The organism is Bradyrhizobium sp. Kon37 (genome assembly GCF_055807535.1).
Genome location: NZ_JBVVOY010000022.1, coordinates 1 through 24622, shown reverse-complemented (window position 1 = coordinate 24622; position 24622 = coordinate 1). Strand labels below are relative to the sequence as shown.

Annotated in this window: 23 protein-coding genes and 1 tRNA gene; 13 read left to right on the top strand and 11 right to left on the bottom strand. The window is 62.9% G+C overall.

The window, feature by feature from the left end; genetic code table 11:
- Positions 1 to 21: 21 nt before the first annotated feature.
- The 7 genes from AC0L3J_RS29605 to AC0L3J_RS29575 form a co-directional block, all read right to left on the bottom strand.
- Complete coding sequence (locus tag AC0L3J_RS29605; RefSeq protein ID WP_473349363.1) at positions 22 to 1503, bottom strand: ATP-binding cassette domain-containing protein; 1482 nt, start codon at positions 1501 to 1503, stop codon at positions 22 to 24.
- Entirely contained in the window at positions 1503 to 2429 is a 927-nt protein-coding gene (locus AC0L3J_RS29600) for a branched-chain amino acid ABC transporter permease (protein WP_027570853.1), read from the bottom strand. The genes AC0L3J_RS29605 and AC0L3J_RS29600 overlap by 1 nt, the downstream gene beginning before the upstream one ends.
- Position 2430: 1 nt before the next feature.
- Positions 2431 to 3306, bottom strand: coding sequence for a branched-chain amino acid ABC transporter permease (locus tag AC0L3J_RS29595; RefSeq protein ID WP_018457493.1), 876 nt, complete (start codon positions 3304 to 3306; stop codon positions 2431 to 2433).
- A gap of 101 nt (positions 3307 to 3407) precedes the next feature.
- Positions 3408 to 4649, bottom strand: coding sequence for an ABC transporter substrate-binding protein (locus tag AC0L3J_RS29590; RefSeq protein WP_473349362.1), 1242 nt, complete (start codon positions 4647 to 4649; stop codon positions 3408 to 3410).
- A gap of 250 nt (positions 4650 to 4899) precedes the next feature.
- Positions 4900 to 6003, bottom strand: coding sequence for an NAD(P)/FAD-dependent oxidoreductase (locus tag AC0L3J_RS29585; RefSeq protein WP_473349361.1), 1104 nt, complete (start codon positions 6001 to 6003; stop codon positions 4900 to 4902).
- Positions 6004 to 6015: 12 nt separating this feature from the next.
- Complete coding sequence (locus AC0L3J_RS29580; protein ID WP_473349360.1) at positions 6016 to 7200, bottom strand: hypothetical protein; 1185 nt, start codon at positions 7198 to 7200, stop codon at positions 6016 to 6018.
- A gap of 198 nt (positions 7201 to 7398) precedes the next feature.
- Positions 7399 to 8619 (bottom strand): SMP-30/gluconolactonase/LRE family protein, encoded by a 1221-nt coding sequence (locus AC0L3J_RS29575; protein ID WP_473349359.1) that lies wholly within the window; start codon positions 8617 to 8619, stop codon positions 7399 to 7401.
- A 281-nt stretch (positions 8620 to 8900) separates the two neighbouring features.
- Between AC0L3J_RS29575 and AC0L3J_RS29570 the strand changes: the two genes are divergently transcribed.
- The 6 genes from AC0L3J_RS29570 to AC0L3J_RS29545 all read left to right on the top strand — a co-directional run bounded on the left by AC0L3J_RS29570 (position 8901) and on the right by AC0L3J_RS29545 (position 14891).
- Positions 8901 to 9164, top strand: coding sequence for a hypothetical protein (locus tag AC0L3J_RS29570; RefSeq protein ID WP_247288140.1), 264 nt, complete (start codon positions 8901 to 8903; stop codon positions 9162 to 9164).
- Between the two features lie 303 nt (positions 9165 to 9467).
- Positions 9468 to 10709: a hypothetical protein gene (locus AC0L3J_RS29565; protein ID WP_473349358.1), complete on the top strand. Its 1242-nt coding sequence runs from the start codon at positions 9468 to 9470 to the stop codon at positions 10707 to 10709.
- Between the two features lie 370 nt (positions 10710 to 11079).
- Complete coding sequence (locus AC0L3J_RS29560; RefSeq protein WP_027519477.1) at positions 11080 to 12642, top strand: 2-isopropylmalate synthase; 1563 nt, start codon at positions 11080 to 11082, stop codon at positions 12640 to 12642.
- A gap of 170 nt (positions 12643 to 12812) precedes the next feature.
- Positions 12813 to 13817, top strand: coding sequence for a TRAP transporter substrate-binding protein (locus tag AC0L3J_RS29555; RefSeq protein WP_473288727.1), 1005 nt, complete (start codon positions 12813 to 12815; stop codon positions 13815 to 13817).
- 195 nt (positions 13818 to 14012) lie between these two features.
- Complete coding sequence (locus AC0L3J_RS29550) at positions 14013 to 14636, top strand: Spy/CpxP family protein refolding chaperone (RefSeq protein WP_473349357.1); 624 nt, start codon at positions 14013 to 14015, stop codon at positions 14634 to 14636.
- Positions 14637 to 14815: 179 nt separating this feature from the next.
- Positions 14816 to 14891 (top strand) — tRNA-Lys (locus AC0L3J_RS29545).
- A 460-nt stretch (positions 14892 to 15351) separates the two neighbouring features.
- Here the strand turns inward: AC0L3J_RS29545 and AC0L3J_RS29540 are convergent.
- Positions 15352 to 15684: a LysR family transcriptional regulator gene (locus AC0L3J_RS29540; RefSeq protein WP_473349432.1), complete on the bottom strand. Its 333-nt coding sequence runs from the start codon at positions 15682 to 15684 to the stop codon at positions 15352 to 15354.
- A 96-nt stretch (positions 15685 to 15780) separates the two neighbouring features.
- Complete coding sequence (locus tag AC0L3J_RS29535) at positions 15781 to 16170, bottom strand: FCD domain-containing protein (RefSeq protein ID WP_473349431.1); 390 nt, start codon at positions 16168 to 16170, stop codon at positions 15781 to 15783.
- 373 nt (positions 16171 to 16543) lie between these two features.
- Between AC0L3J_RS29535 and AC0L3J_RS29530 the strand changes: the two genes are divergently transcribed.
- The 5 genes from AC0L3J_RS29530 to AC0L3J_RS29510 are packed head-to-tail and all read left to right on the top strand — an operon-like array spanning position 16544 to position 20879.
- A complete protein-coding gene (locus tag AC0L3J_RS29530; RefSeq protein WP_473349356.1) occupies positions 16544 to 18310 on the top strand; it encodes a 4-hydroxyphenylacetate 3-hydroxylase N-terminal domain-containing protein in 1767 nt (588 codons plus the stop codon).
- 4 nt (positions 18311 to 18314) lie between these two features.
- Positions 18315 to 18860 (top strand): flavin reductase, encoded by a 546-nt coding sequence (locus AC0L3J_RS29525; RefSeq protein WP_473349355.1) that lies wholly within the window; start codon positions 18315 to 18317, stop codon positions 18858 to 18860.
- Positions 18823 to 19434, top strand: coding sequence for a 3-hydroxyanthranilate 3,4-dioxygenase (gene nbaC / locus AC0L3J_RS29520; RefSeq protein WP_473293662.1), 612 nt, complete (start codon positions 18823 to 18825; stop codon positions 19432 to 19434). The genes AC0L3J_RS29525 and nbaC overlap by 38 nt, the downstream gene beginning before the upstream one ends.
- 4 nt (positions 19435 to 19438) lie before the next feature.
- Positions 19439 to 20491, top strand: a complete 1053-nt coding sequence (locus tag AC0L3J_RS29515) for a helix-turn-helix domain-containing protein (protein ID WP_473349354.1) — start codon at positions 19439 to 19441, stop codon at positions 20489 to 20491.
- Position 20492: 1 nt separating this feature from the next.
- Positions 20493 to 20879 carry a RidA family protein gene (locus AC0L3J_RS29510; RefSeq protein WP_473293664.1) on the top strand — a complete coding sequence of 129 codons (387 nt, stop codon included), beginning with the start codon at positions 20493 to 20495 and terminating at the stop codon, positions 20877 to 20879.
- 426 nt (positions 20880 to 21305) lie between these two features.
- On the opposite strand, the gene AC0L3J_RS29505 is transcribed toward AC0L3J_RS29510, so the two are convergent.
- A complete protein-coding gene (locus tag AC0L3J_RS29505; RefSeq protein WP_473349353.1) occupies positions 21306 to 22712 on the bottom strand; it encodes a DHA2 family efflux MFS transporter permease subunit in 1407 nt (468 codons plus the stop codon).
- A gap of 197 nt (positions 22713 to 22909) precedes the next feature.
- Between AC0L3J_RS29505 and AC0L3J_RS29500 the strand changes: the two genes are divergently transcribed.
- The gene (locus AC0L3J_RS29500) at positions 22910 to 23218 is read left to right on the top strand and encodes a hypothetical protein (protein ID WP_473349430.1); all 309 of its coding nucleotides are present in this window, start codon (positions 22910 to 22912) and stop codon (positions 23216 to 23218) included.
- Between the two features lie 20 nt (positions 23219 to 23238).
- Positions 23239 to 24150, top strand: a complete 912-nt coding sequence (locus AC0L3J_RS29495; protein WP_473349352.1) for a sigma-70 family RNA polymerase sigma factor — start codon at positions 23239 to 23241, stop codon at positions 24148 to 24150.
- Here AC0L3J_RS29495 and AC0L3J_RS29490 read toward each other — a convergent pair.
- Entirely contained in the window at positions 24087 to 24518 is a 432-nt protein-coding gene (locus tag AC0L3J_RS29490) for a carboxymuconolactone decarboxylase family protein (RefSeq protein ID WP_473349351.1), read from the bottom strand. The genes AC0L3J_RS29495 and AC0L3J_RS29490 overlap by 64 nt on opposite strands.
- Positions 24519 to 24622: the final 104 nt, after the last annotated feature.

The window sequence follows — 24622 nt, the reverse complement described above, 5'->3', positions numbered from 1 at the left end:
GTTTTTGTTGATGTTGCTGACTTACAGAAAATCGGCGCCAGCCTCCGCGGCGAAGCGGCCGGGATCGCCCTCCCAGACGATCCTTGCATGTTCGAGCACATAGACGCGGTCGGCATGCGGTAGCGCGAAGGTCACGTTCTGCTCGCCGAGCAGCACCGTGATCGACGTCGTCTGCCGCAGCCTCGTGAGGGCCTTGGACAGGAGTTCGAGGATGACGGGGGCGAGGCCCAGCGTCGGCTCGTCCAGGATCAGGATCTGCGGCTGCATCATCAGCGCGCGGCCGATCGCAAGCATCTGCTGCTCGCCGCCGGAGAGCGTTTGGGCCATCTGGCCCTGGCGCTCTTTCAGGATCGGGAACAGCTCGAACAGCCAGGCGAGCTGTGCCGCGCGCTTGTCGTCGGCGAGATGTTGCCCGCCGAGATCGAGGTTTTCGCGTACCGACATTTCGCCGAACAGCTCGCGCGATTCGGGGCACTGCACGAGGCCGCTGCGGGCGATTTTCGCTGGGCTCGTGCCGCGCAGCTTCTCGCCGTTGCGCACGATCTCGCCGGTATAGGGCAGGAAGCCGGAGATGGTGTTGAACAAGGTGGTCTTGCCGGCGCCGTTGAGGCCGACGATCGAGACGAATTCGCCCTCGTGGACGTGGATCGAGACGTTCTCCAGCGCCTGCGCCTTGCCGTAGAACACGCTGACATTCTCGACCTGGAGCAGCGGCACCTTGTCCTTGAAGCTGGTCTCGGGCCGCGCATGGGTCTCGATGGCGCCGCCGAGATAGACCCGCCGCACCGTCTCGTTCTTCATGACGTCCTCGGCCTTGCCGGTGACGATCTCCTCGCCGAGATACATCGCGAGCACGCGGTCGACCAGCGCCGCGACGCTCTTGACGTTGTGGTCGACCAGCATCACCGCGCGGCCTTCATCGCGAAAGCTGCGGATCAGGTCGGAGAAGATTTCGACCTCGGCCCGAGTCAACCCGGCAAAGGGCTCGTCCACCAGCACCACCTTCGGATCGCGCGCGATCGCCTTGGCGAGCTCGAGCCGGCGCAGGTCGGCGAAGGGCAACGTCGGCGGGCGGCGGTTCATCACGTTGCCGAGCCCGACGCGGTCGGCGATCCATTTGGCGCGCTCGACCAGCGCCTTGTCCGGAAACAGCATGAACAGGCTGTCCGGCAGCAGCGCGACCATGATGTTCTCCAGCACGGTCTGCCGGTTCAGCGGCCGCGAATGCTGGAACACCATGCCGAAGCCTTTGCGCGCGATCTTGTGCGCGGGAAGGCCGGCGACGTCCTCGCCCTCGAAGATCACTTCGCCTGATGTCGGGCGCTCGATGCCCATCACGCTCTTCATCGCGGTCGACTTGCCCGAGCCGTTCGGCCCGATCAGGCCAAAAATCTCGCCGCTATTGACCTCGAAGCCGAGGTTCTTCACCGCCGTCAATCCGCCGAAGCGCTTGGTCAGGCCGCGGACTTCGAGCACGGCCCGGTTTGAAGATCGCATATCCATCACGAGCGCGCCTCACGCGAGAGGGCCGCTCCGAGGAAGCCGCCGGGGAAGAACAGCACGACGAGCAGCGCGACCGCGGAGACGATGAAGGTCGCAAGCTCGCCGGTCGGGCGCAGGAACTCGCCGGCGACGATCAGGAAGATTGCGCCCAGCGCCGCGCCAAGCACGGTGCGCCGGCCGCCGAGCACGGCGGAGACGATCACGTTGACGCCGACCGCGACGTCGACGACGGTGCCGACCGAGGCGGTACCGAAATAGAACACCAGCAGCGCGCCTGATAACCCTGAGAAGAACGCGCTGACGATGAAGGCGGCGAGCTTGTGCTTGACAATGTTGAAGCCGAGCGCGCCGGCCTGCACCGGATCCTGGCCGCTGGCTTGCAGCACCAGGCCAATAGGCGATTGCGACAGGCCATAGAGAATGGCCGCCGAGATCGTCATGAAGCCGAGCGCGATCCAGTAATTGACGCCGGCATTGATGGAGATGACGTCGGGGATGGTCAGCCCGATCTCGCCACCAGTCAGGTCGGCAAACACCACGATGAAATTCTGCAGCATCAGCACCGCGACCAGCGTGGTCAGGCCGAAATACGGACCGCGCACCCGGAGCGCGGGCAGCGCAAGCACGAGGCCGGCGATGACGGAGGCGAGCGCGCCGAGCACGATGCAAGCGTAAACCGACCAGCCGAACTGGGCATTCAGGATGCCGGCGGTGTAGGCGCCGACCCCGATCAGGAAGGTCGGCCCGAAATTGACCTCGCCGGCGAAGCCGAACAGCAGGTCCCACGCCATCGCGAACACGCCGAAATAGAAGGCGACGGTGAGAAGCCCGAGCACGTAGCCGGAGACGTAGAGCGGCAGCGTCGCCGCGATGACGACCAGCGCGAGCGAGATGAAGAACAGGCGGGTCGTAAAGAAGCTGGCCATCTCAGCGCCTCCCCAGAAGGCCCTGGGGCCGGATGTACATTACGAACACGAGCAGCAGCAGCGCGGGAATGGTGCGGTAGGCCGGCGAGACCAGATAAGCCGTGAGCGTTTCGAGATAGCCGACCACGAAGGCCGCGATCAGCGAGCCGGAGACGCTGCCGAGGCCGCCGAGCACGACGATCGAGAACGCGCTCGCGGTCAGCGGTCCGACGCTGTAGGAGCTGACGCCGAGGAACATTCCGAGCAGCACGCCGGCGATGCCGGCGAGAATGCCGTAGATCGCCCACACCACGACGTAGATGTTGGTGAGCTCGAGGCCGAGCAGGGTGACGCCGCGCGGGTTCATCGAGGCCGCCAGCACCGCCTTGCCGGTGCGGGTGCGGTTCACCAGGAGCCACAACAGCGCGATGACGAAGCAGCACACGATCGCGGTAAAGATCTCGTTCCTGGGCGTGCGTACGCCGAGGATCTCGACGACGCCCTCGACGATCGGCAGCACGGTCTTGGCGTTGTTGGTGAATAAATAGGCGATCACCTCCTGGATCATGATCCCCCATAGCAGCGTGCCGGTGAGGACGAAGATCTCCTTCTCTTCATTCGGGATGCGCCGGGAGTCCTGGATCGGCTTCACCACAGCGAAATAGGTCGCAAAGGAGGTGAGGAGGGCGACACCGACCCCGATCAGCGCGCCGGCATAGGTGCCGACATTCAGGATGCTGGCGGCGGCCCAGGCCGCCACCGCTGCAGCCACCATGATAGCGCCGTGGGAGAGGTTGAGGACGCCGGACACGCCGAAGATCAGCGTGAAGCCGGTGGCACCGAGAGCATAGAGAGCGCTGATGGCAAAGCCATCGATCAGAATTTGGAAAGCACGCATCTAGGATTGGCAATCTGATTGATGAGAGACGATGTTGCTGGGGCAACGTGCGGGAGCCGCATGTGGAAGCTCCCGGGAGCTGGTCCCGGGAGCGTGTCCTGCTAGTTCGAGAGCTTGATGAAGCTCGGGAACTTGATGTCGACCTTCGCGACTTCCTTGGGCCAGACCGCGCTCTGCTTGCCGCCCTGCCATTGCAGCATCAGTCCGGTGATCAGGCCCTTGCCGTATTTGATCGAGTGCGTGAACGGATCGTCCTTGCCGTAGAACTGGACGCGGCCGATCGTGCCTTCCCAGTCGGTCGTCTCAAGCGCGGCGACCAGCTTGTCGGCGTCGGTCGAGCCCGCGCGCTTCACCGCGTCGGCGATGTAGTAGACCTCGTCATAGGCGGTGTAGCCGGCATAGGAGGGATAATTGCCGAACTTCTTCTTGAAGGCTTCGGCGAACGGCACCGATTTCGGCGTCACCGCGACGCCTGGGCCGGAGACGCCCTGGTAGAGCACGCCTTCCGCCGCCTGATTGGTGTCCTTGCCAAAGGTCTCGTTGGTGGCCTGCGAGGCGATGCCGAACATCGGGATCGGCACCTGCTGGTTCTTCCACTGCACCGTCGGCTGCACGCCGACATGGGAGATGCCGGTGATGATCACGTCGGGCTTGGCGCCCTCGATCTTGTTGAAGATCGGCGTGAAGTCGGTGGTATCGGGCGAGAAGCGGATGTGGTCGAGCACCTTCAGCCCGATCTTGGGCAGGCATTCCTCGTAGCCGATGTCGAGCGGCTTGGTCCAGGCGGCGTCCTCGCTCATGATGACGGCGGTCTTCATGTGCATCTTGTCGACCAGCAGGTCCTTGGCGCCGTCGCAGACCGAGAGCGCCAGCGCGGCGGAGGTCAGATAGCCGTGGAAGGTGTATTTGTTCTTCTCGTAGTCGGCATGCACGCTCTTGCTGATCTCGTTGGACGCGGCACCGGGCGTGACGAACGGCGTCTTCAGCCGCGAGGCCCAGGGCTCAAGTGCCAGCACGACTTCGCTGATGTAGCTGGCGATGACCGCGTTGACCTTGTCCTCGTTCACCGCGCGCTGGAAAGCGCGCACTGAATCTGCCGAGGACGAGTGATTGTCGTAAGAGACGATCTCGATCTTGCGGCCGTCGACGCCGCCATTGGCGTTGATCTCGTCGGCGGCGAGCTGCGCCGCCTGGGGGATGGAGGCGCCGGCGATCGCCTGCGCTTCCGCGATCACACCGATCTTGATCGGATCGGCCGCAAGTGCCGCGCCTGAGGTCATCAACACAGCGGCTGCGGCGGTACCGAGTGCTATTCGCAACGCAACAGAGAGCGGTTTCTTCATCTTGTTCTCTCCCTTAACAGGCCTCTTATGAGCCATTATGCCGCGACTATACCGGCGGAGACATTCTCGGCAAGTGAAACCGCGTTCAGGATTGTGAGGCACGGACTAAAGTCTAGCGCTGCGCAAATAGCGGGCAGGAAAGCTGCCGGACCCGTTTCACGCGCAGGCATGCAGATTCCGTTGGTAGGCATGCGCAGCTATCGCGGGCGCACAGCAACCCGATCGCTGAATGCGATGCCGTCGCGTCGGCTCAGCGCGCTCGCAGCAGCGATGGATCGAGCGGCGCGAGCCGGGCCGGATCGAATGGCGCGATGTCGACGCTGCGCGTCGCACCCTCCGCGATCAGTTGCGCCATGGCCTCGCCCGTGGCGGGCGCATTCAGGATGCCCCATACATTGTGCCCGGTCGCAACGTAGAGATATTTACTTTGCGGCACCTTGCCGATCAGCGGCAGGCCGTCCTGTGTCACGGGACGAAAGCAGGCCTGCCGCGCAATGATCCTCTCGGCGCGGAACAGCGGCGACAGCCGCTCGGACATGGTTTGCAGGCGCGCGATCGCGTCGTGGTCCGGCGTCACGGCAGCCGGATCGAGCGGAAGCGGCGCGATGTCGGAGAGAGCGGTGATATGCGTGCTGCCGTCGGCGCGAGGAAAGACCTCGATCGACACGGCACTGCCATTCTCTTCAGCCTCCAGGAACAGCGCCTCGGCCGGCACATCCGTGCCGGTGTCGTACACGATGCTCGGGCTGCGCTGGCCGTAGACGGCGGGCAGGCTCATCCATTGCGCGGCGAGCAGCGACCATGGTCCCATCGCGATCACGACGGCGTCCGCCTCGACGATGCGGCCGTCGACCTCGACGCCCGTCGCGGTCGTGCCGTTCGCATCGCGCATGATGCCGGTCACCTGGCCGGTGCGAAGCTCGGCGCCTAGCACGAGCGCTGCGTTCATCACGGCTGAGGTGAATTTTTTGGGGTGAACGATCGCGGTGGTCTCCGTCGTGCCGATGCGCTGCGCGATGATGACGCCGTTGCTGAGCCAGCCGAGCGCGGACGGTGCATCCCGGCGCGGATGGCCATCGGCAGCAACGACGCCACTATAAGCCGTCATTGGGCGATAGCCCCAATCGCCTGCGATCTCTTCCGGCAGTTGCGCATGGAGAGCAAAGCTTCGTCGCGTCAGCGCATCGAGCGGCGAGCCCTCGCACCAGTTGTGCGCGAGGAAGCCCCCCGCCTTACCTGACGCTGCGGCCGCCACCTCGGTTCGTTCCACGAGGATGACATCGATGCCCTGACGTCGAAGAAACCAGGCGGTGCAGGCGCCGATGACGCCGCCGCCGCAGATCACAACGCGCATGGATGCTCTCTCTTACACCATGAAATCCTTTGGATGGAGATCCGCGGTATGGACCCCCTCCAGCGTGATCGTATCGGTCGCCGTCAGGTGGATCACCGCATTTCCTGTGCTGTCATCGCTGATCCGACTTTTCAGCGCCGCCCAGTCTGCGTAGCCGTTATCGTGCACGTTGATTACGTCATGCTCGCGCGCCGTGCTGCCGACAGCCTTGTTGCCCTGGTCGAAATCTTTGATCACGTCCAGACCGGAATTTTTGTCGAAGACGAATCTGTCGTTGTTCGGTCCGCCCCAGAGCTGGTCATTTCCGCGACCGCCATTCAGCATGTCCTTGCCCCCCGTGATCGAGCCGGCTGTGAATGGGGCGTAGGTCTGTGCGTCGCCATACAGCAGATCGTCGCGGCTGCTGCCGAGGAGGATATCATCTCCGCCGTGCGCATTGCCTGACATGTTCGACGCATCCCCGACGAGCACGATGGACGTGGAGTCCGGGTTGCCGTCGACGGTAGCGATCAGGATATCGTTGCCGCCACGACTATCGTCGCTCATGTAGCCGGCGTCTCCGACCAGAGACGCGCCCCCGGAATGGGCGGCGGCGCCGACGGTGTAGCTGAGGATGTCGTTGCCGCCGCGCGCATCGCCGCTCATGGAGACGAGGGCATCGCCCGATATCGAAGCGCCGCCGTAACTGCCGACCTGGGTCACGCTGAGGATATCATTGCCGCCATGTGCATGATCGCTCATGGAACTGCCGGAGTCTCCGCTGAACGCGCCGGACGATCTGTTTCCCATCGATGCAATGACGACGTCGTTGCCGCCGCTCGTGTCGGCCGACATGGCGGTTTCGGCATCGCCAAAAGCACCGAGGGTCGCGTAGATCGATGTCGATGCATCGACATGAAGCACGTCGTTGCCGCCACGGGCGTGGCCGGACATCGCCTGCGCGTCGCCGTCGACGAACACGTAATCGCCGAAGCCTGTCACGGTCGCAGCGAGATGGTCGCTTCCGCCGTGAGAATGTCCTTCTAGGGTCTGGTCGTCACCAACGAATATCAGGACCGCGTTGCCCCCGTCGACCGTTGCGATCATGTTGTCGTTGCCGCCGCGGCCGTCGTTCGGCAGGGCCGGGTCTCCGAACTCAGTCACGAATTGCTGGTCCCCAACGCTGACGATGATGGTGTCGTTTGGCATACGGCGCATCGCGCAACTCCCCGTTCAATTCGGGCGCGGGAACGAAGAGCATCATGCCTTCGCACCGCGCTGCGGCCCTTCCGCGCGATACAATCTTGGTTGGATTGATGGCGGAGATTTGCCCGGGGCGTAGCTTGATTGCGATCAGGGAACCGAGGGCGCCGGCGGTCCACGCCGACGCCCGTGCTTGTGGTCTCTCGCGCGGGCTTAGCCCGGGCCTGCGCCTTGCGTGGCCGTGTACACCGCATAGAGCGACTGGCTCGCGGCCATGAACAGGCGGTTGCGCTTGGGGCCGCCGAAGCAGATGTTGCCGCACACTTCGGGCAGCCGGATGCGGCCGAGCAGCTTGCCGTCCGGCGACCACGTCGTCACGCCGCTATAGCCGACGGCGCGGCCGGCATTGCTGGAGGCCCAGACATTGCCGTTGACATCGCAGCGCACACCGTCCGGCCCGCACTTCACACCGTCGATCACGCACTCGCTGAACCGCTTGTGGTTGGTGAGCTTGTTGTCGCCGCCGACGTCGAACACGAAAATCTCGCCCTTGCCGCCGGGCCCGGTGTCGCCGGGTCCCTTGCCGGTTGAGACGACGTAGAGCTTCTTGAAGTCCGGCGAGAAGCACAGCCCGTTTGGATCTGGCACCTGCTCCTCGGTGACGACGAGATCGACACGGCCGCTAGGATCGATGCGATAGCAATTGGTCGGCAGCTCGCGCTTGCCCGGCGCGAAGCCGGCCGGCTGTCCAATCCGCGGATTGAGCTTGCCACTGCTGTTGCTCGGACCGCCCGCTGCGTCGGGCTCACCTTCGTAGAGCTGGCCGCCATAGGGCGGATCGGTGAACCAGTAGCTGCCGTCAGGATGCGCGACGACGTCGTTCGGCGAGTTCAGCTTCTTGCCGTTGTAATTGTCGCAAAGCACGGTCGCGGTGCCGTCATGTTCATAACGCGTCACCCGCCGGGTCAAATGTTCGCAGGAGAGTTGACGGCCCTGGAAGTCGAACGAGTTGCCGTTGGAATTGTTGGACGGCGAGCGGAACACGCTGACGCGACCGTCGTCTTCGCTCCAGCGCATCTGCCTGTTGTTAGGAATGTCGCTCCACAGCAGATAGCGGCCCTGTGCACTCCACGCCGGGCCTTCAGCCCACAGCAGGCCCGTATAGAGACGCTTGATCGCCGTGTTGGGCTGCGCGAGATCGTTGAAGGACGGATCGACCGCGATGACGTCGGGGTCCCAGAAATAGGTGGTCGGCGCGCCGTTGGGACCGAAATCGCGTGGCGGGGTGGTAATCGTCGTCGGCGGCGCGGCAGGTCCGGTCTGGGCCAGCGCGGAGCCGGCGCCGGCAAAAGTGGCGGCGCCGAGCGCAAGCCCCTGAACGAGCGTTCGTCGTGAAAGCGCAGCATCATGGTCACGCTGCTTTTGGCGTATCATCGCGTCCTCCCGGTCATGTTCGGCTAGCCGGTTGATCCGGCCGAGCAGGGAGAGGTTAGTCCGGTCCTATGACGGTTGCGAGGGGGAGGTACGCATCCTCAGCGAGATATCGGGGCGGCAAAAGCGCTGCAACATCGAACATGGAAACGACAAATTCGTCCGGCGTGACGGAGTTTACCGAAACTGCCTTCGGGACATTGCCAAGCTGTGGAGCATGTCAAGCCTTGACCTCCTGCGCGAGGCTGGCAGAACGTCATTGGGGGCGTAAGTCGGAGTTTACTGTGGTCGCTGTCGTCGTACTGGTTTTGCTGCTCGGGATTGCATTTGCGGCCGGCTATTTCACCCGCGACTACGTGTCCCGCAAAAGGCGGGCCGAGGCGCGCCGCTGGCGTGAGTACAGCGAGCCGGATTGGCTGAGTGCCAACGCACCGGCCAATACCAACGAGATCGCGATCGCCGGCAAGGCTGCGCCGGTCGCCACCGGCGAGCTCGGTCAGATGCTGAACCGCTGGGAGAGCAGGGCTCGCGCTCGCCGCACGGCGTAGCTCGACGGTCTCGCTGAGTGGCTAATCGGTCTGTACCTTTGGTCCCAAAATGGGCCGCCGGCGAAAGCGCGTGTGCACTGCCACCTCGCCCGACATGCGGCGATTTGCTCGTGCAATTCTCCAAGGTTGTGTGAACCATTTAACACACCTGATGCGGCAATGCGCCTAATCGTGGTCCGACTGGATTCACCGGCAGGCGCAAAGGAGCCCGTCATGAGAGCGGCAGGGGTTGTCGTCGTTCTGGCTATGATTGCGGGCTCGTCGTGCCAGGCCGATGAGTGTCAGAGCTTTTCGGCGAGTACAATGAAGGCGAATGGCACGGTTGCCGCCGCCAAGTGGCGACTAGACTATCCGCCGGTGCGCCCCAATCCCAATGATCCGCAGCCTTGGGAATCGGTCGATTTTCGCACCAAGCCGGCTGACTACATGAATGCCGTGCTCAGTACCGCGAAGACGTCCTTCAAGATCGTGGACCGCAAGCTCGTCGGCACCGGTCAGGAGCATTGGTGGATCTCGCAATGGCTCGACTACGGAAACTCCGGGCGCGAGCCGTTGATGGGGCTGACCAAGGAACGCGGCCCCGATCCCGGCGATCTGTCCAAGACCAACACACGAGGTTCCCAGGTCTGGGCGGTCGGCTTCTACAACAGGCCGGGAGCAGCAGTCTTCGGGGAGGTCTTCGCCGAGCCTTGCAATCCGTCTTTCCCGGTCGCGATGAAATTTCCGAATGACACTGTCTCCGTCAAATTTCTGTTCACCGATGCCTCACCCGACGAAGTTGCCTACCTCCAGGGCGCACCCGAATACGACGCCTTTATCGACAATTTGGGCGCTGGCTCCGGCGGTCAGGATCCCGGCACCCGCACGATCCGCTCGGTGCGCCTGCTTCAGGTCGATATTTCAGTGAAGGATTCAGCGAAGACCGGCCGGTCGCTGGACACCGGATGGGTGTTCGGGACCTTTGTCTGGCGCGGCCCGGCAAAGGGCGACGCCCTGTTCGACAATCTCGTGCCGGTATCGCTGCAATGGGGCAACGACCCCGGCGTCTACGACGGCGCGATCCGTGAGAGCTGGATCAATCCCGATTTGCGGAACGTCACCTATGGCTGGGACCAGCGTCTCACCATGGGCTTCATGGGGCGCGCCAACGGACCTGCCGACAATATCCGCTCATCCTGCCTGTCGTGTCACTCAGCGGCGCGCACGCCGCGCGCCTCGATCGGGCTGCTCGACAGTCGCTTCAACATGGACGACCTCGCCAATCCTGCGAAGGTGAAGGGCCACATCGACACCTGGTTCCAGAACATCAAGGGCAGCCAGCTCTTCCAACCGTCCGAGCCGGCTGCATCGACGCTCGACTATTCGCTCCAGCTCGAGGCGGCGGCGTTCCGAATTTGCCTTGCCTGCCAGGCCGGCGACCTTCGCGGTCCGACGCCCACCTTGTGTCGCAGCAGCGGCTTCTACAATCGGCCGGTCTGCAACGCGCCTCTGGAAGTGAGCGTCCGCAAGCGGTTGCTCGACCTCGTGCCGCCCCCCCGGCAATAGCCGGGGAAACCAGGTCAATCCTTCTGTCCATCTTTTGGCGTTGCGGTTGCTGCCATTTCTCGTCTAGAAACGGTAGATCGAGCCTCCCGGCAACCAACCGTCAACGGTTTTGACCGAGGATTGAGGGCTCAAAGGGTCTGGCAATGCTGATTCGCGGCCAAATTGATGGGATTTCGGGGGAGGTGGCTCTGGCCGCCGCCACGATCCCGGCCGCGCTGCTGCCCACCCTCCTGATTGGCGGGCTTCTTCTTACTTGCCCCTGAGGGCCGGCTGGGCGCCATGCGCCTGGGCGCTCAGGGGTTGGTCGAGATCACCGGACACCTCAAGCGCCTAGAAGACTGACGGCGCAAAAGCTCAAAAGGAAATTCAAATGGCCCCCGTGAACAAGTCCGATAAGGACCGCGTCATCATTTTCGACACCACCCTGCGCGACGGCGAGCAGTGCCCCGGCGCCACCATGACCTTCGAGGAGAAGCTCGAGGTCGCCGAGATGCTGGACGATATGGGCGTCGACGTCATCGAGGCCGGCTTCCCCATTACCTCGGAAGGCGACTTCCAGGCGGTCAGCGAGATCGCCCGCCGCTCCAAGAACGCCGTCATCGCCGGTCTGTCGCGCGCCCATCCCGCCGACATCGACCGTTGCGCGGAGGCAGTGAAATTTGCCAAGCGGGGCCGCGTCCACACCGTGATCGCGACGTCGCCGCTGCATATGCGCGTGAAGCTGAACAAGACCCCGGAGCAGGTGCTCGAGACCTCGGTTGCCATGGTCGCGCGCGCCCGCAACCAGATCGACGACGTCGAATGGTCGGCCGAGGACGGCACCCGCAGCGAGATGGACTATCTGTGCCGCATCGTCGAAGCCGTCATCAAGGCCGGCGCCACCACGGTGAACATTCCGGACACTGTCGGCTACACCACGCCCGACGAATACACCCACTTCATGAAGACGCTGATCGAGCGCGTGCCGAACTCGGACAAGGCGGTGTTCTCCGTGCACTGCCATAACGATCTCGGCATGGCGGTGGCGAATTCGCTGGCCGGCGTCGTCGGCGGCGCGCGCCAGGTCGAGTGCACCATCAACGGCATCGGCGAGCGCGCCGGCAACGCCGCGCTGGAAGAGATCGTGATGGCGATCAACGTGCGCAACGACAAATTCCCCTACTGGAACAAGATCGACACCACGCAGCTGACCCGCGCCTCGAAGGTGGTGTCGGCGGCGACCTCGTTCCCGGTGCAGTACAACAAGGCCATCGTCGGTCGTAACGCGTTCGCGCATGAGAGCGGCATTCACCAGGACGGCGTGCTGAAGGACGCTTCCACCTACGAGATCATGCGGCCCGAGATGGTCGGCCTGAAGCAGTCCTCGCTGGTGCTGGGCAAGCATTCCGGCCGCCATGCCTTCGTGCACAAGCTGGAGGAGATGGGCTACAAGCTCGGCCCGAACCAGCTGGAAGATGCGTTCACGCGGATGAAGGCGCTGGCCGACCGCAAGAAGGACATCTACGACGAGGACATCGAGGCGCTGGTCGACGAGGAGATGGCGGCTTCGCACGACCGCATCAAGCTGACCTCGCTGACCGTGATCGCCGGCACCCATGGCCCGCAGCGCGCGACCATGAAGCTCGATGTCGACGGCCAAATCAAGATCGAGGAGGCCGAGGGCAACGGTCCGGTCGACGCGGTTTTCAACTGCATCAAGCGCTTGGTGCCGCACGAAGCCAAGCTCGAGCTGTACCAGGTCCACGCCGTGACTCAGGGCACTGACGCGCAGGCCGAAGTCTCGGTGCGGCTGTCGCATGAGGGACGTGCGATGACCGCGCGCGCGGCGGATCCGGATACGCTGGTGGCCTCGGCAAAGGCCTATCTCGGCGCACTCAACAAGATCGTCATGAAGCGCCAGCGCGACACCGTGACGACCGCCGCCGCGAGCTGAGGTGGCGACCACCGCCTCTTCCGGAAGCGGGAGAGGCGGTGCTTGCGGCGTTCACCATGAATGGCTGCCCTGCTAACGGCCAATAGCAGTTGGTGATGTCGACCTGTATTGGTGCTAACGGCATTGGCCACCCGTGCGCCGGGCGGCCCAAACAACAACAGGGAGAGATTATGCGCACCTTCGCGATCGCTGCGTCCATCGCGGTCCTGGCTCTTGGCTTGACCGGGCCGGCATCGGCCCAAGCGCCCATCATCATCAAGTTCAGCCACGTGGTGGCCACCGACACGCCGAAGGGCAAGGCGTCGGAGAAATTCAAGGAGCTTGCCGAGAAGTACACCGGCGGCAAGGTCAAGGTCGAGATCTATCCGAACTCGACGCTCTACAAGGACAAGGAAGAGCTCGAGGCGCTCCAGCTCGGCAGCGTGCAGATGCTGGCGCCGTCCAACTCCAAGTTCGGCCCGCTCGGCATCCGTGAGTTCGAGGTATTCGATCTCCCCTACATCCTCCCTGATCTGAAGACGCTGCGGAAGGTGACGGAAGGTCCGCTCGGCGCGAGGCTCCTCAAGCTGCTCGAACCGAAGGGCATCACCGGCCTTGCCTATTGGGACAATGGCTTCAAGGAGATGAGCGCCAACAAGAAGCTGGTGACGCCGGCCGACTATCAGGGCGTCAAGTTCCGCATCCAGTCCTCGCGCGTGCTCCAGGCCCAGTTCAAGGCGCTTGGCTCGCTGCCGCAGGTGATGGCGTTCGGCGAAGTCTACCAGGCGCTGCAGACCGGTGTGGTCGACGGGCAGGAGAACACCTGGTCGAACATCTATACCCAGAAGATGCACGAGGTGCAGAAGTACATCACCGAGAGCAATCACGGCTATATCGGCTACGTCGTGATCGTGAACAAGAAGTTCTGGGACGATTTGCCGGCCGACATCCGCGACCCCCTGACGAAGGCGATGAAGGAAGCGACCGACTTCAACAATACGCAGTCGCAGAAGGAGAACGAGGACGCGCTCGCCGAGATCAGGAAGAGCGGCAAGAGCGAGATCATCAAGCTCACGCCGGAGCAGGACGAGGCGATGCGCAAGGCCATGGAGCCGGTCTACAAGGAAGCGGCAGGCCGCATCGGCCAACCGTTAATCGACGAATTCCAGAAGGAAGCGAAGAGCACGACAAACTGATTTGAACGGACGATGAATGGGGGCTTCCGTGCCGGGCGCGGAAGCCCTTTTTGTTGCGAATGATTTCCGATTGCGACTGAATAAAGGTTCAGGAGCGTTACATCTTCGAAAGAAGGCGCTCCCTGTCCAAGTTGTAAGTTGCGCGTAAGCCGCGCTGCGCCCATCCTCACGGCATCCTTCCAGAGGAGAGTTCGCATGAGGAAGTTCACCATCGCCGCCATCGCCGTGCTCAGCATCGCCGGCTCGGGCGCGGTCTATGCCCATTATCATCGCCCGTGGATGCACGAGCACATGCGCCACATCCGCATGAACCCGGAAGACCGCGCCGCCATGGTCGACGCGCGGATCGCCGCCGTCCATGCCGGGCTGAAGCTCAACGCCGACCAGGAAAAGCTGTGGCCGCCGGTCGAGGCCGCCGTGCGCGACTTCGCCAAGCTGCGCATCGATCGCGCCAATGCGCGGATGAATGCCGGTCCCGGCGATGCCGGCAAGGACGCCAATAAGGACGCCGACAGGCCGGAGGATCCGGTCGCCCGCCTGCGCCAGCGCGCCGAGGACATGGGGGCGACGTCGGCGGCCCTGAAGAAGATCGCCGATGCCTCCGATCCGCTCTACAAGACCCTGGATGAGGGCCAGAAGCGGCGCCTCGCCGTGCTGACCCGCCACCGCGGCCCGTTCGGCGGCGGCGACGACGGCCCGCGCCGCCACTTCATGGAGCGTGGCATGGACCGCATGATGGAGCGCGGCATGGACCACTTCCACCGTGACCGTTTCGACCGCGACGGCGGCCCGGACCGGGACCGCGAGGGCCGGCTCTGAGCCTGCAAGGGTTGCCCCGGTCAACCCCGGCGAAGCCGCTGGAATCCAGCGGCTTTTCGCTTTTTTGGGGGATGTGGGCATACCCTTGGCATACCCTTGGAAAACTTACATGCCATCGCTTGCCAGACCCGGATCGCTTTGCTAAACGACCGGCCTCGCAAGGCTTTTAACCGCCTTTCGGGCGCATAGCTCAGTTGGTAGAGCAGCTGACTCTTAATCAGCGGGTCCCAGGTTCGAGCCCTGGTGCGCCCACCACCCTAAGATATTGGCCCGCGAGGGCTTTTTAAATTCTCAGGCAGAACAAACCGGGGCTCGTGCGACGTTTTCAATGGTCGTACGTCGCACGCCGTGCGACGAGTCGGATATTTGGGACCGAAGCTCATCCACAGTTGAGCGCGAGACCCACCGGTCTGCGTTTCAGCTCTTCATGCCTTCCTTCCGCACTTGCGATTCAAGCCTGTCGATACCGGAATCGGCGCGAGCCGCATTGCGGGCGCGGTAGTGCTTCACGATGGTCTGCGCGCTTCGGTATGAATGTCCAGTGATGTCGCAGATCGTCAGCTAGTCGCAGCCAGCCCGATCGAGAAGCATGACGCAGGTATCACGTAGGCCGTTGACGAACATCAGCGCGGCGCAAGGCTTTAGATGCCATGCTGTCTCAATGCCAATTTGGCGGCCAAGATATCCTCTATGTCCGTTTCTGGATCATGTTGGCTTAAGAGCGCTGTTTCATTGCTATCGAGAGTCGTCCGGCTTCGCCGCGATCGCTGGACCCTCCCGTCGCGACCAGCATGTCGACCTGTTCGAGGATCATTCGCGATATTCGCAGGATGCTTCTTCCGCCAGGTGTAGGCACAACGCCTCCGCTTGACCGCTCAAGCAATATCGCTCCGAATAGGTGTTCAAGCTGGCTGATTGAGCGGCTCAACATAAAATGACGCATACAAAGCAATTCCGCTGCTTGCCGAAAGCTCCCACAGTCCGCAGCTGCGACAGCCAATCGCAAGTGATGCAGACCGATGTGGGCTGACCGAGCAGAGGCAGCCATATCTTTGGAGGTTGTCGATGATTTGATCTGATGGTCCGACATGCGCGCCGACGCTTAATTTCTCAGCTAGCGGCTCTCACTGCAGGCGCCTTACCGCTAGTTTATTTCGTCACCCCAATCCGCTGAGGTCGAAATGATCTCGGACATCTTGCGATAATGTGCGGCTAGGAGATCCAGCGCGCTTTCGCTCCGGCGGAGGGCGGCATCCATTATCTCCTTATGCTCTTTCGGTACGTCGCGCACATGCTTCTCGGCAACGCGGCCGATTAGGCTCGGGAGCCGATAGCGCTGCGTTTCGATATAGAGTTGGCCGGCGATCTCAAGCAGCCGCGGTGATTTGCAGTATGCGATCAAGGCGCGGTGAAAATCATGATGCCTCTTCTCCATCGCCAGAACCTCGGCAGCCTCCGCGGCGCCGTCCGCCTGGCTGCGGCCGTCATCGGGGGAAAGGCGCTTTCGACCGTCGTTGGCGGCAGGGAAGTTTATCGCGATGCGGGCTATCGCGACAAATAAGTACTAGCCGCGCGCAGCTCCGCGTACACAGCTTCACGGCCGGAGGCAGCCCGGTTTTCCTCTTTCCAGTGCGACGCCTAGCGCGGAGTTCGCGGTCAAGAAGTACCAGCTTTTGCGCGGCGTTTGCCATGGCGGCCGTTGTCGCCAGGGCCGAGCCTCAGGTGTCGTTCACCGATTGCATCGTGCTACAGAATCGGCTGGTAGGTCGGAAGGCGCCGTGCAGCAAGTTCTACGACGGCACCCATACGCCAAAAAAAAGAATATTGGCTATCGTTTCTCCAATATAGGTTACGCCCCCCTCGGAGCGGCTCATCTGATCCATTATCCTATTGGTCGACGCAGGCCGATGGAGAGGCGCCGACATGGTCACGAGAAGAGCTGCACCCCAACGTGGGATCCTGGGTTCTCGAACGACGGCGCGAGGTCGCACCGATGGTTATCGTACTTCGCAGAAAGGCCATCCGAATCGGTCGCCCTGGGGACGGGCCTTCGGGATGATGAGCGGAAGGCAGCGGTTCTGCTGCGCCATCTGTCCGGAGTAGAGCACGTGACCAGCAATCCCGAAGACATCCGCGCCGACAAGAAGCGGCCGTTCACCGGTGCCGAATACCTGGAATCGCTTCGCGACGGCCGGGAGATCTACATCTATGGCGAGCGGGTGAAGGACGTTACCAAGCACCCTGCATTCCGTAATTCGGCCGCCTCGATCGCTAAGCTATACGATGCGCTCCACAATCCAGAAACGCGGCCCGTGCTCACGACAGAAACCGACACGGGCTCGGGCGGATATACGCATCGCTTCTTCCGCTACGCCCGTTCGAGCAGCGATCTCATCGCGCAGCGCGACGCCATCGCTGCATGGTCCCGCCAGACCTACGGTTGGATGGGGCGTACCCCCGACTACAAGGCAAGCTTCACCAATACCCTGGGCGCGAATGCCGGCTTCTACGGTAAGTTCGCCGATAACGCGCGAGCTTGGTATGCGCGCGCCCAGGAGGCCGTTCCGTTCATCAACCACACGCTCGTCAATCCCCCAATAGACCGCAACAAGGCGGCCGACGACGTGAAGGACGTCTATGTGCGCATCGTGAAGGAGACCGATGCCGGCATCTACGTAACGGGTGCGAAGGTGGTCGCTACGTCTTCGGCATTGACGCACTACAATTTCCTCGGGCAGAACATGGCGGCCGAGATCACCGACGACAGTCTGGCCGTCATGTTCATCGCCCGGATGGAGACCCCCGGCATCAAGTTGATCTGCCGGCCTTCCTACGAACTCGCGGCAGCGGCCACCGGGTCGCCCTTCGACTATCCCCTGACCAGCCGTTTCGACGAGAACGACGCCATCTTCATATTCGACAACGCGTTCATCCCGTGGGAGAACGTATTCGTGCACCGCGACATCGATATGCTGCGGAAATTCTACCCTCAGTCCGGGTTTCTCAACGGCTTCACCTTCCAGAGCTGCGTGCGCCTGTCGGTCAAGCTCGACTTTATCATCGGGCTTCTTCAGAAGGCGCTGCGCGCATGCGGGACCGATGGATTTCGCGGTGTCCAGGTTCAGCTGGGCGAGATCATCGGTTGGCGGAATCTGTTCTGGTCGCTCACCGACGCGATGTCGGCGGTGCCGGACAAGTGGCATGGCGACGCGTACTTGCCGAATGTCAAGGCAGGTTCGGCCTACCGCATCTTCGCAACCGAGGCCTATCCGGCGATCCGCTCCATCATCCAGCAGATCGTCGCGTCGGGCCTGATCTATCTGCCATCCAGTCCGCGAGACTTCAAGAATCCCGAGGTCGATGCATATCTCGCCCGCTACTCGCGCGGGTCGAACGGGATCGACTATAAGGAGCGCATCAAGATCATGAAGGCGCTCTGGGATGCGGTCGGATCCGAATTCGGTTCCCGCCATGAACTTTACGAGCGGAATTACGCCGGCAACCATGAGGCCATCCGCATGCAGGCGTTGATGCAGGCGCGGGGCTCTGGCGCGCTGGCCGAAATGGAAGCGCTGGCTACCGCCTGCATGAACGATTACGACGAGAATGGCTGGGTCGTTCCGGACTACCATAGCAACTCGGATGTCAGCATCCTCGACCGGCTGAACGGTTGACGTCATGCACGTCGATCGCAACACCTTCCGCACCGCAATGGCGCGCTTCGGCGCCGCGGTCTCCGTCGTTACGACCGACGGGCCAGGTGGTCGTTGCGGGTTCACTTGCACGGCCGTCTGCTCGGTCACCGACGAGCCTGCGACCGTGCTTGTCTGCGTGCACAAGGACAGCAGATCGAATCTGGCATTCAGAACCAACCTGGTACTGTGTGTGAACCTCCTGAACGCGGATCAAGGCGAACTTTCCGCGACCTTCGCAGGCCACGTAGGCGAGGACATGGAATCGCGTTTCAGAAGGGTCAGCTGGTCGACGCGGAAGACCGGCGCGCCGGTCTTTGACAATGCCGTGGCGACACTGGACTGTAGCATCGCCGAGATCAAGGAATTCGGCACGCACAACATCATGTTCGCGCGTGTCTATTCGGCGGAGTCGAGGTCGGAGCAGTTGCCGTTGATGTATTTCAATCGCAAGTATCACGGTCTGGAGCCTATCGGGCCGAGTGGGTCTGCCGATGGAGTCCGCCGCACCGCGCCCGTTGATGGAAATTAGGGAGGACATCGTGCCGAGCAATTTGAAGGATCTGCCTATCAACCTCGATCGATGGATCGAGGACAATGGGCATAACCTCAAGCCGCCGATTGGCAATCTCCAGTTCTGGAAGCAGCGCTGGCAGAATCTGCTTGTCATGATGGTAGGCGGACCGAATTACCGCCCGGATTATCATGACGATCCGGGTGAAGAACTCTTCATCCAGCTGCGCGGCGACGTGACGCTCAAGCTGATCGATCCGGTCACGCGCGTGCGCTCCGAAGTCGTGGTGCGCGAGGGTGAGATGTATCTTCTACCGTCCCACGTCCGGCATTCGCCCCAGCGGCCGGAAGGCTGCATCGGTCTCGTGATCGAGCGCTACCGCCAGCCGGGGGAGGTCGACGCACTGGAGTGGTATGATGAGCAGGGAAACCTGACATTCCGGGGAGAATTCCTAATCACAAATATCGAGACGGATCTCAACAAGGTCCAATCGGCATGGCAAGAATGGGTCCAGGATTCAGACCGGACGATCCCGACCATCTGGCGTGTGGGCGAGAAACTTCCGGCGAAGGAACTCGGGGCGAAAGCCTGACACCATGGCTGCAGAGGCGATGATAGAACCACGTTCGAAAGCATTTCCGGGCGCTCGCGGTTCTTCCCGACGGGCTCTCGAAGTTCCGGCCTACTATCTGTACGGTGAGGATTGGACGGCGGAGAGCTTCGGGTTTTTTCATATCGAACCCTTTGCGATCCGGAATATCCCCAACAATTGGCGGATCGGCCTGCATCGGCATCCCGACTTCCATCAATTCTCGATCACGTTCGCTGGGGGATGCGTCTTCGAGCATGACGGAGTTGAACGGACCGCCACCGGGCCGTGCTGCATCTTTACGCCGGCGAACGCCGTTCATCAATTCACGTACGAGCCCGATAGCGTCGGCTACGTCATCAGCATGTCTCCGGACTTCCTCGCAGGGCTGACGCTCGAAGACGGCTCGATAAAGGCTGCGCTGCTGCGGCTGACCACGCAGCGTCTGGTCACCTTGAACGACGACGTGGGCGGCGAAAATCTGCGCAAGCTCGTCGCTTTGATCGCCGAGTCCTTCGGAACCAGTCGGGGAAACGGTCGCGAGATGCTGCGCCACCTCTTCGGTGCGTGCCTTCTCGGAATTGACGCGGCGACCGCGCAGGCGTCGGCAGGCCTCGAGCAGGAGAACCGCTCCACCGCGAATGCGGCCGAGCTCTTCGACCGCTTCCGGGGATGCCTCGAGACCGATCTCGAGATCGCCGGTAGATCCGGCAATCCCCCTGCTGCCCCGCTTACGGTCGACTCTTTCGCTTCCCGGCTGTCGACGACGCCCTATGCCCTGAACGCGGCATGCAGACGGGCTCTTGGCCGCTCGGCCAGGGAAGTCGTCCAGACCGCCTTACTGGGGCAGGCGACGAGGCTCCTGCTCTACAGCAAGCGATCGATCAAGGAGATCGCATACGGTCTCGGATATTCCCATCCGTCGCACTTCGTCCGCTTCTTCAAGCACCATCGGGGTACGACGCCTGAAATCTTTCGACAGCAGGTTGCGGAGCCGAAATGCGGTTCGGCCGGCCCAACAGTCGGCGCCGGCCCGCAACCTTCAAAAACTGGAGATTAGAATGGTACGTACAATCATCAACAACCCCGCTCTTCCGAGATCGAAGTCGCCGCACTCGAACGCGGTCAAGGTCGGAAATCTGATCTTCGTCTCCGGCTTTCCGGGGTACGATGAGAACGTCAAAATCCCGCAGGGCGACTTCGCTCAACAGATGCGCTACGCGCTGCAGCACATCAAGGCGACCCTCGAATATGCCGGCAGCTCCGTCGACAAGATCGCCAAGGTCAACGTGTATCTCGATCGGCGCGCCGACTTCGAAGAGATGAATGAGATCTACAAGGAATTCTTTGGTTCCGACCAGTCCGGATGGCCGGCCCGCACCACGGTTGAGGCGCGGCTACCGCGAAAGGACTTTCTGCTCGAGATCGATTGCGTTGCCGAGATTTGAACGGTTCCTACGGGACTAACGATCCGCTGCAACATCTCTCCATCGCGTCCTAGCAGGAAGTCATGACCATGCTGCACGGCATAAGCCGTCCGACCATCGCGCAGGGAAGGTCGAGTGATTGGCACCACCTGTATGCTGCTGTGCGGTTTTCCTGCGTGTGCTTTTCGCGCAGCGGACCGCGGGTGCCAGCCGGCACCCGGCCTTCCCTGCGCCCTCTTGGATTTGAGGGTGACGTGACCAGGCAAAGCTCGGGCGAATTTCGCCGCGAGAACGCGAAAACGTGTCCTGCGGGGTTGCAATGCATGTCAGAGGACTGCGATGTCTTCCACCAGATGTCGTTTTCATTTTAGAACGGCGCTTCATGATCAGAAAGAAGGATGGCGGCACAAGGCGCAGGCCGATAACGAAACTCCAGCGTTGTCCGCGTCACGCATCCTGCGGCGCGGCTGCGCCGGCAGTCCGTCGCCGTGCCGGCAGGAAAACCCCCGCAATCGCGCCGGCCAGCGACAGCGTTGCAGCAAGGCTCATCGCCGCGGCAAATCCGCGCTCGAAATGCCCGGCCGAGTAGGCCCCGCCATGGGCCGAGAAGCTCGCCACCAGGGCGGCGATGCCGAACATGCCGCCGAGGAAGCGGCCCATGTTGAAGATGCCGGACGCCTTGCCCATTTCGGCCACCGCGACCGAGCTCAGGATGGCGTTCTGTGCTGCCGGCATCGCCATCGAGACGCCGACGCCGGCCAGCACCAGCGGCGCGACCAGAGCGGAGTAGGTAACCGCGGGGCTGACGATCTCCGCGATCCAGCCAAGGCCGATCGCCTGCATCAGCAATCCCGTCACCACCAGCGGCCGCTCGCCGAACCTGTTGACGACCGCGCCAGCGATCGGGGCGGTGACGAACAGTGTCGCTGTCCAGGGCAGCAGGCGAAGTCCGGCGCCGAAGGCGTCGAAGCCCAGCGCGGTCTGCAGGAACTGCGGCAGCAGGAACACGACCCCATACATTGCGGCGTAGAACAGGACGCTTGCGGACATGCCGGAGGCAAGCGCGCGAGATGCAAACAACCGCATCGGCACCATCGGCGCGGCCGCGCGCAATTCCCAGAGCACGAAGCCGGCGGCGAACACCAGGCCCGACATCAGCGTGGCCATGATTTCGGCGCTCGCCCACCCGACAGCGTTACCGCGCAACAGGCTCCACACCCACGCCAGCGCCGCAAGCGCGACCAGCGCCAGTCCGGGGATGTCCAACGTAGCGGCCGGACCGAAGCTTTCGCGCAACCGTGCCAGCACCAGGGCGATCGCGATCAGGCCGATCGGCAGGTTGATCCAGAACACCCAGCGCCAGCCGAAATGTTCGGTGATGAAGCCGCCGATGGCGGGGCCGATGATCAGCGCGCAGCCGGTGATGCTGCTGAAAATGCCGAGCGCGCGGGCGCGCTCCTCGCGGCCGAACGTGCCGCTCAGGATCGCCATTGCGAGCGGCATCACCAGCGCGGCGCCGGCGCCCTGCAGCGCGCGGGCGGCGATCAGCGCGGTGGCATTGCCTGCGAGCGCACAGGCTGCCGATGCAACGACGAACAGGGCGATCCCGGCGGCGAACATGCGGCGGCGACCGAAGCGGTCGCCGAGCGCGGCGCCGGTCAGGAGCAGCACGGCGAAGGTCAGGTTGAAGGCGTTGACGGTCCATTGCAGCGTCTCGACCGCGCTGCCGAATTCGGCGCGGATGGCCGCGAATGCCGTCGTGACGATCATGGCATCCAGCGCCATCATGAAGGATGCCAGCGCGGTGACGCCGAGCACCCAGTTCTGCGCCGCGCGATTGGTCGGGGTCTGCATCGCTCTGTCTCCCTGTGTCGCGCCGCCCTGTCGCGGCGCGTTCTGCGGGCTAGACGAGGGCTGAGCGGCAAAGGATGCGCCCAAAAATAATTTGTTCCGGGCCGCATCCTTCGCCGGCCGGCGAACGTCCTAGGGGTGATGCGGCCATTTGCGCGATTTTAAGCGAACCAGGTCGCGACATGAGCAAGGAGCGCGCGATGAGAAGGACGTTGATCAGGTACAAGGCCAGGCCGGAGCTGGCCGACCGGAATGCCGAGCTGGTTTCGGCCGTATTTGCCGAATTGAAGGCGGCCGGGCCGGACGGCGTGCGCTATCTGACGCTGCGGCTGGAGGACGACACCTTTATCCATCTTGTCGAGGCGGCGGCCGAGGACGGCTCGAGCCCGATCGCGAAGCTCAAGGCGTTTCAGGCGTTCCAGGACGGCATCCGTGACCGCTGCGCGGAGCCGCCGCTGGTTCGTGATGTGAGGATCGTCGGCAACTATCGTATGCTGGACGAGTCCTGACCAGGCCTAGCGGAGGAGTAATGGCGCCAGATCCCCTGGCCACCGTCGATGTCGAGGCCCTGCTGGCGCGGATGCGGCCGAAGCTGCATCGCTACTGCGCCCGCATGGTCGGCTCGGTCATCGACGGCGAGGATGTGCTGCAGGATGCGCTGATCAAGGCGATGGAAGCGCTGCAATCGGTCACGCCCACCGTCAATCCGGAGGGCTGGATGTTCCGCATCGCGCACAACACCGCGCTGGATTTCCTGCGTCGCCGCAACCGGCAGGAGGCGCTGCATTCGGCCGAGGAGGTGGAGATGATTGCCGACCGGCTCGATGATGTGGAAAGCCGCCAGATCGCTGCGACCAGCCTGCGCACCTTCATGCGGCTGCCGGTGACGCAGCGCTCCAGCGTGATCCTGATGGACGTGCTCGGCTGCTCGCTGGCCGAGGTTTGCGACATCATGGATTTCAGCCTGCCGGCGGTGAAGGCCGCGCTGCATCGCGGACGCACGCAGCTGCGTGAGTTCGCCGGAGAGCCGGACGACGTGCCGCAGCCGCGCCTGTCGGAAGCCGATCGGACGCGGCTCAACGCCTATGTCGGCCATTTCAATGCCCGCGACTTCGACGCGATCCGCGCCATGATCGCCGACGACGTCAGGCTCGAGCTCGTCAACCGCACCAGGCTGAAAGGCAAGGCCGAGGTGTCGAACTACTTCGGCAATTATTCGAAGGTCAGCGACTGGCACCTGGTGCCGGGGCAGGTCGAGGGACGTCCCGCGATCCTGGTGTTCGATCCGAATGAGCCAGCCGGGCGTGCGAAATATTTCATGCTGCTGAACTGGTCCGCCGGCAAGCTCGCCACTATCAGGGATTTTCGTCACGCAGCCTATGTTATCGATGGTGCGGAGTGCGTGGTGGATAGAGATCTCGACGAACTCACTTCAGGATAAGTCGAGCGGATCGAGCTGCCGCTCTCAAGGCTGAGACACAAGTCATAGGCTTCATCCGAAACTCGCGCTTCGGCAACGCGGGTCAGCGCTTCGGCCCAGCCGAGGGCGGCTCGCTCTCGCGCGGTGAATAAATCCGTGTCACGCCAAGCGATCACGAGATCCAGCCGCGGCTCTAGCGGTCCCTCCTTACGGGCTTCCGAATAGTAAAGTTGAAGGCCGGCTGCAGAGCCGTTGATTTGAGATGTGCCGATCGCCACGAGCCGAACGAGGTCCTGTTCAAGGCCATTGTCGAGGAGCGTGCGGCCGTAATCCATGAGTTGCTGCACGAGTCGCGGCGCAGCGACGAAAGGGCTGGTGCGAGTTGTCATGTGGTCTCCCTGTGTCTTGATGAGCTACCTGTGAGCCCGTGGCCACGTGCGGACGAGCGGCGCTGTGAAGTTCGTCTCGTCGGTATTTCGATGGCTACGTGCAC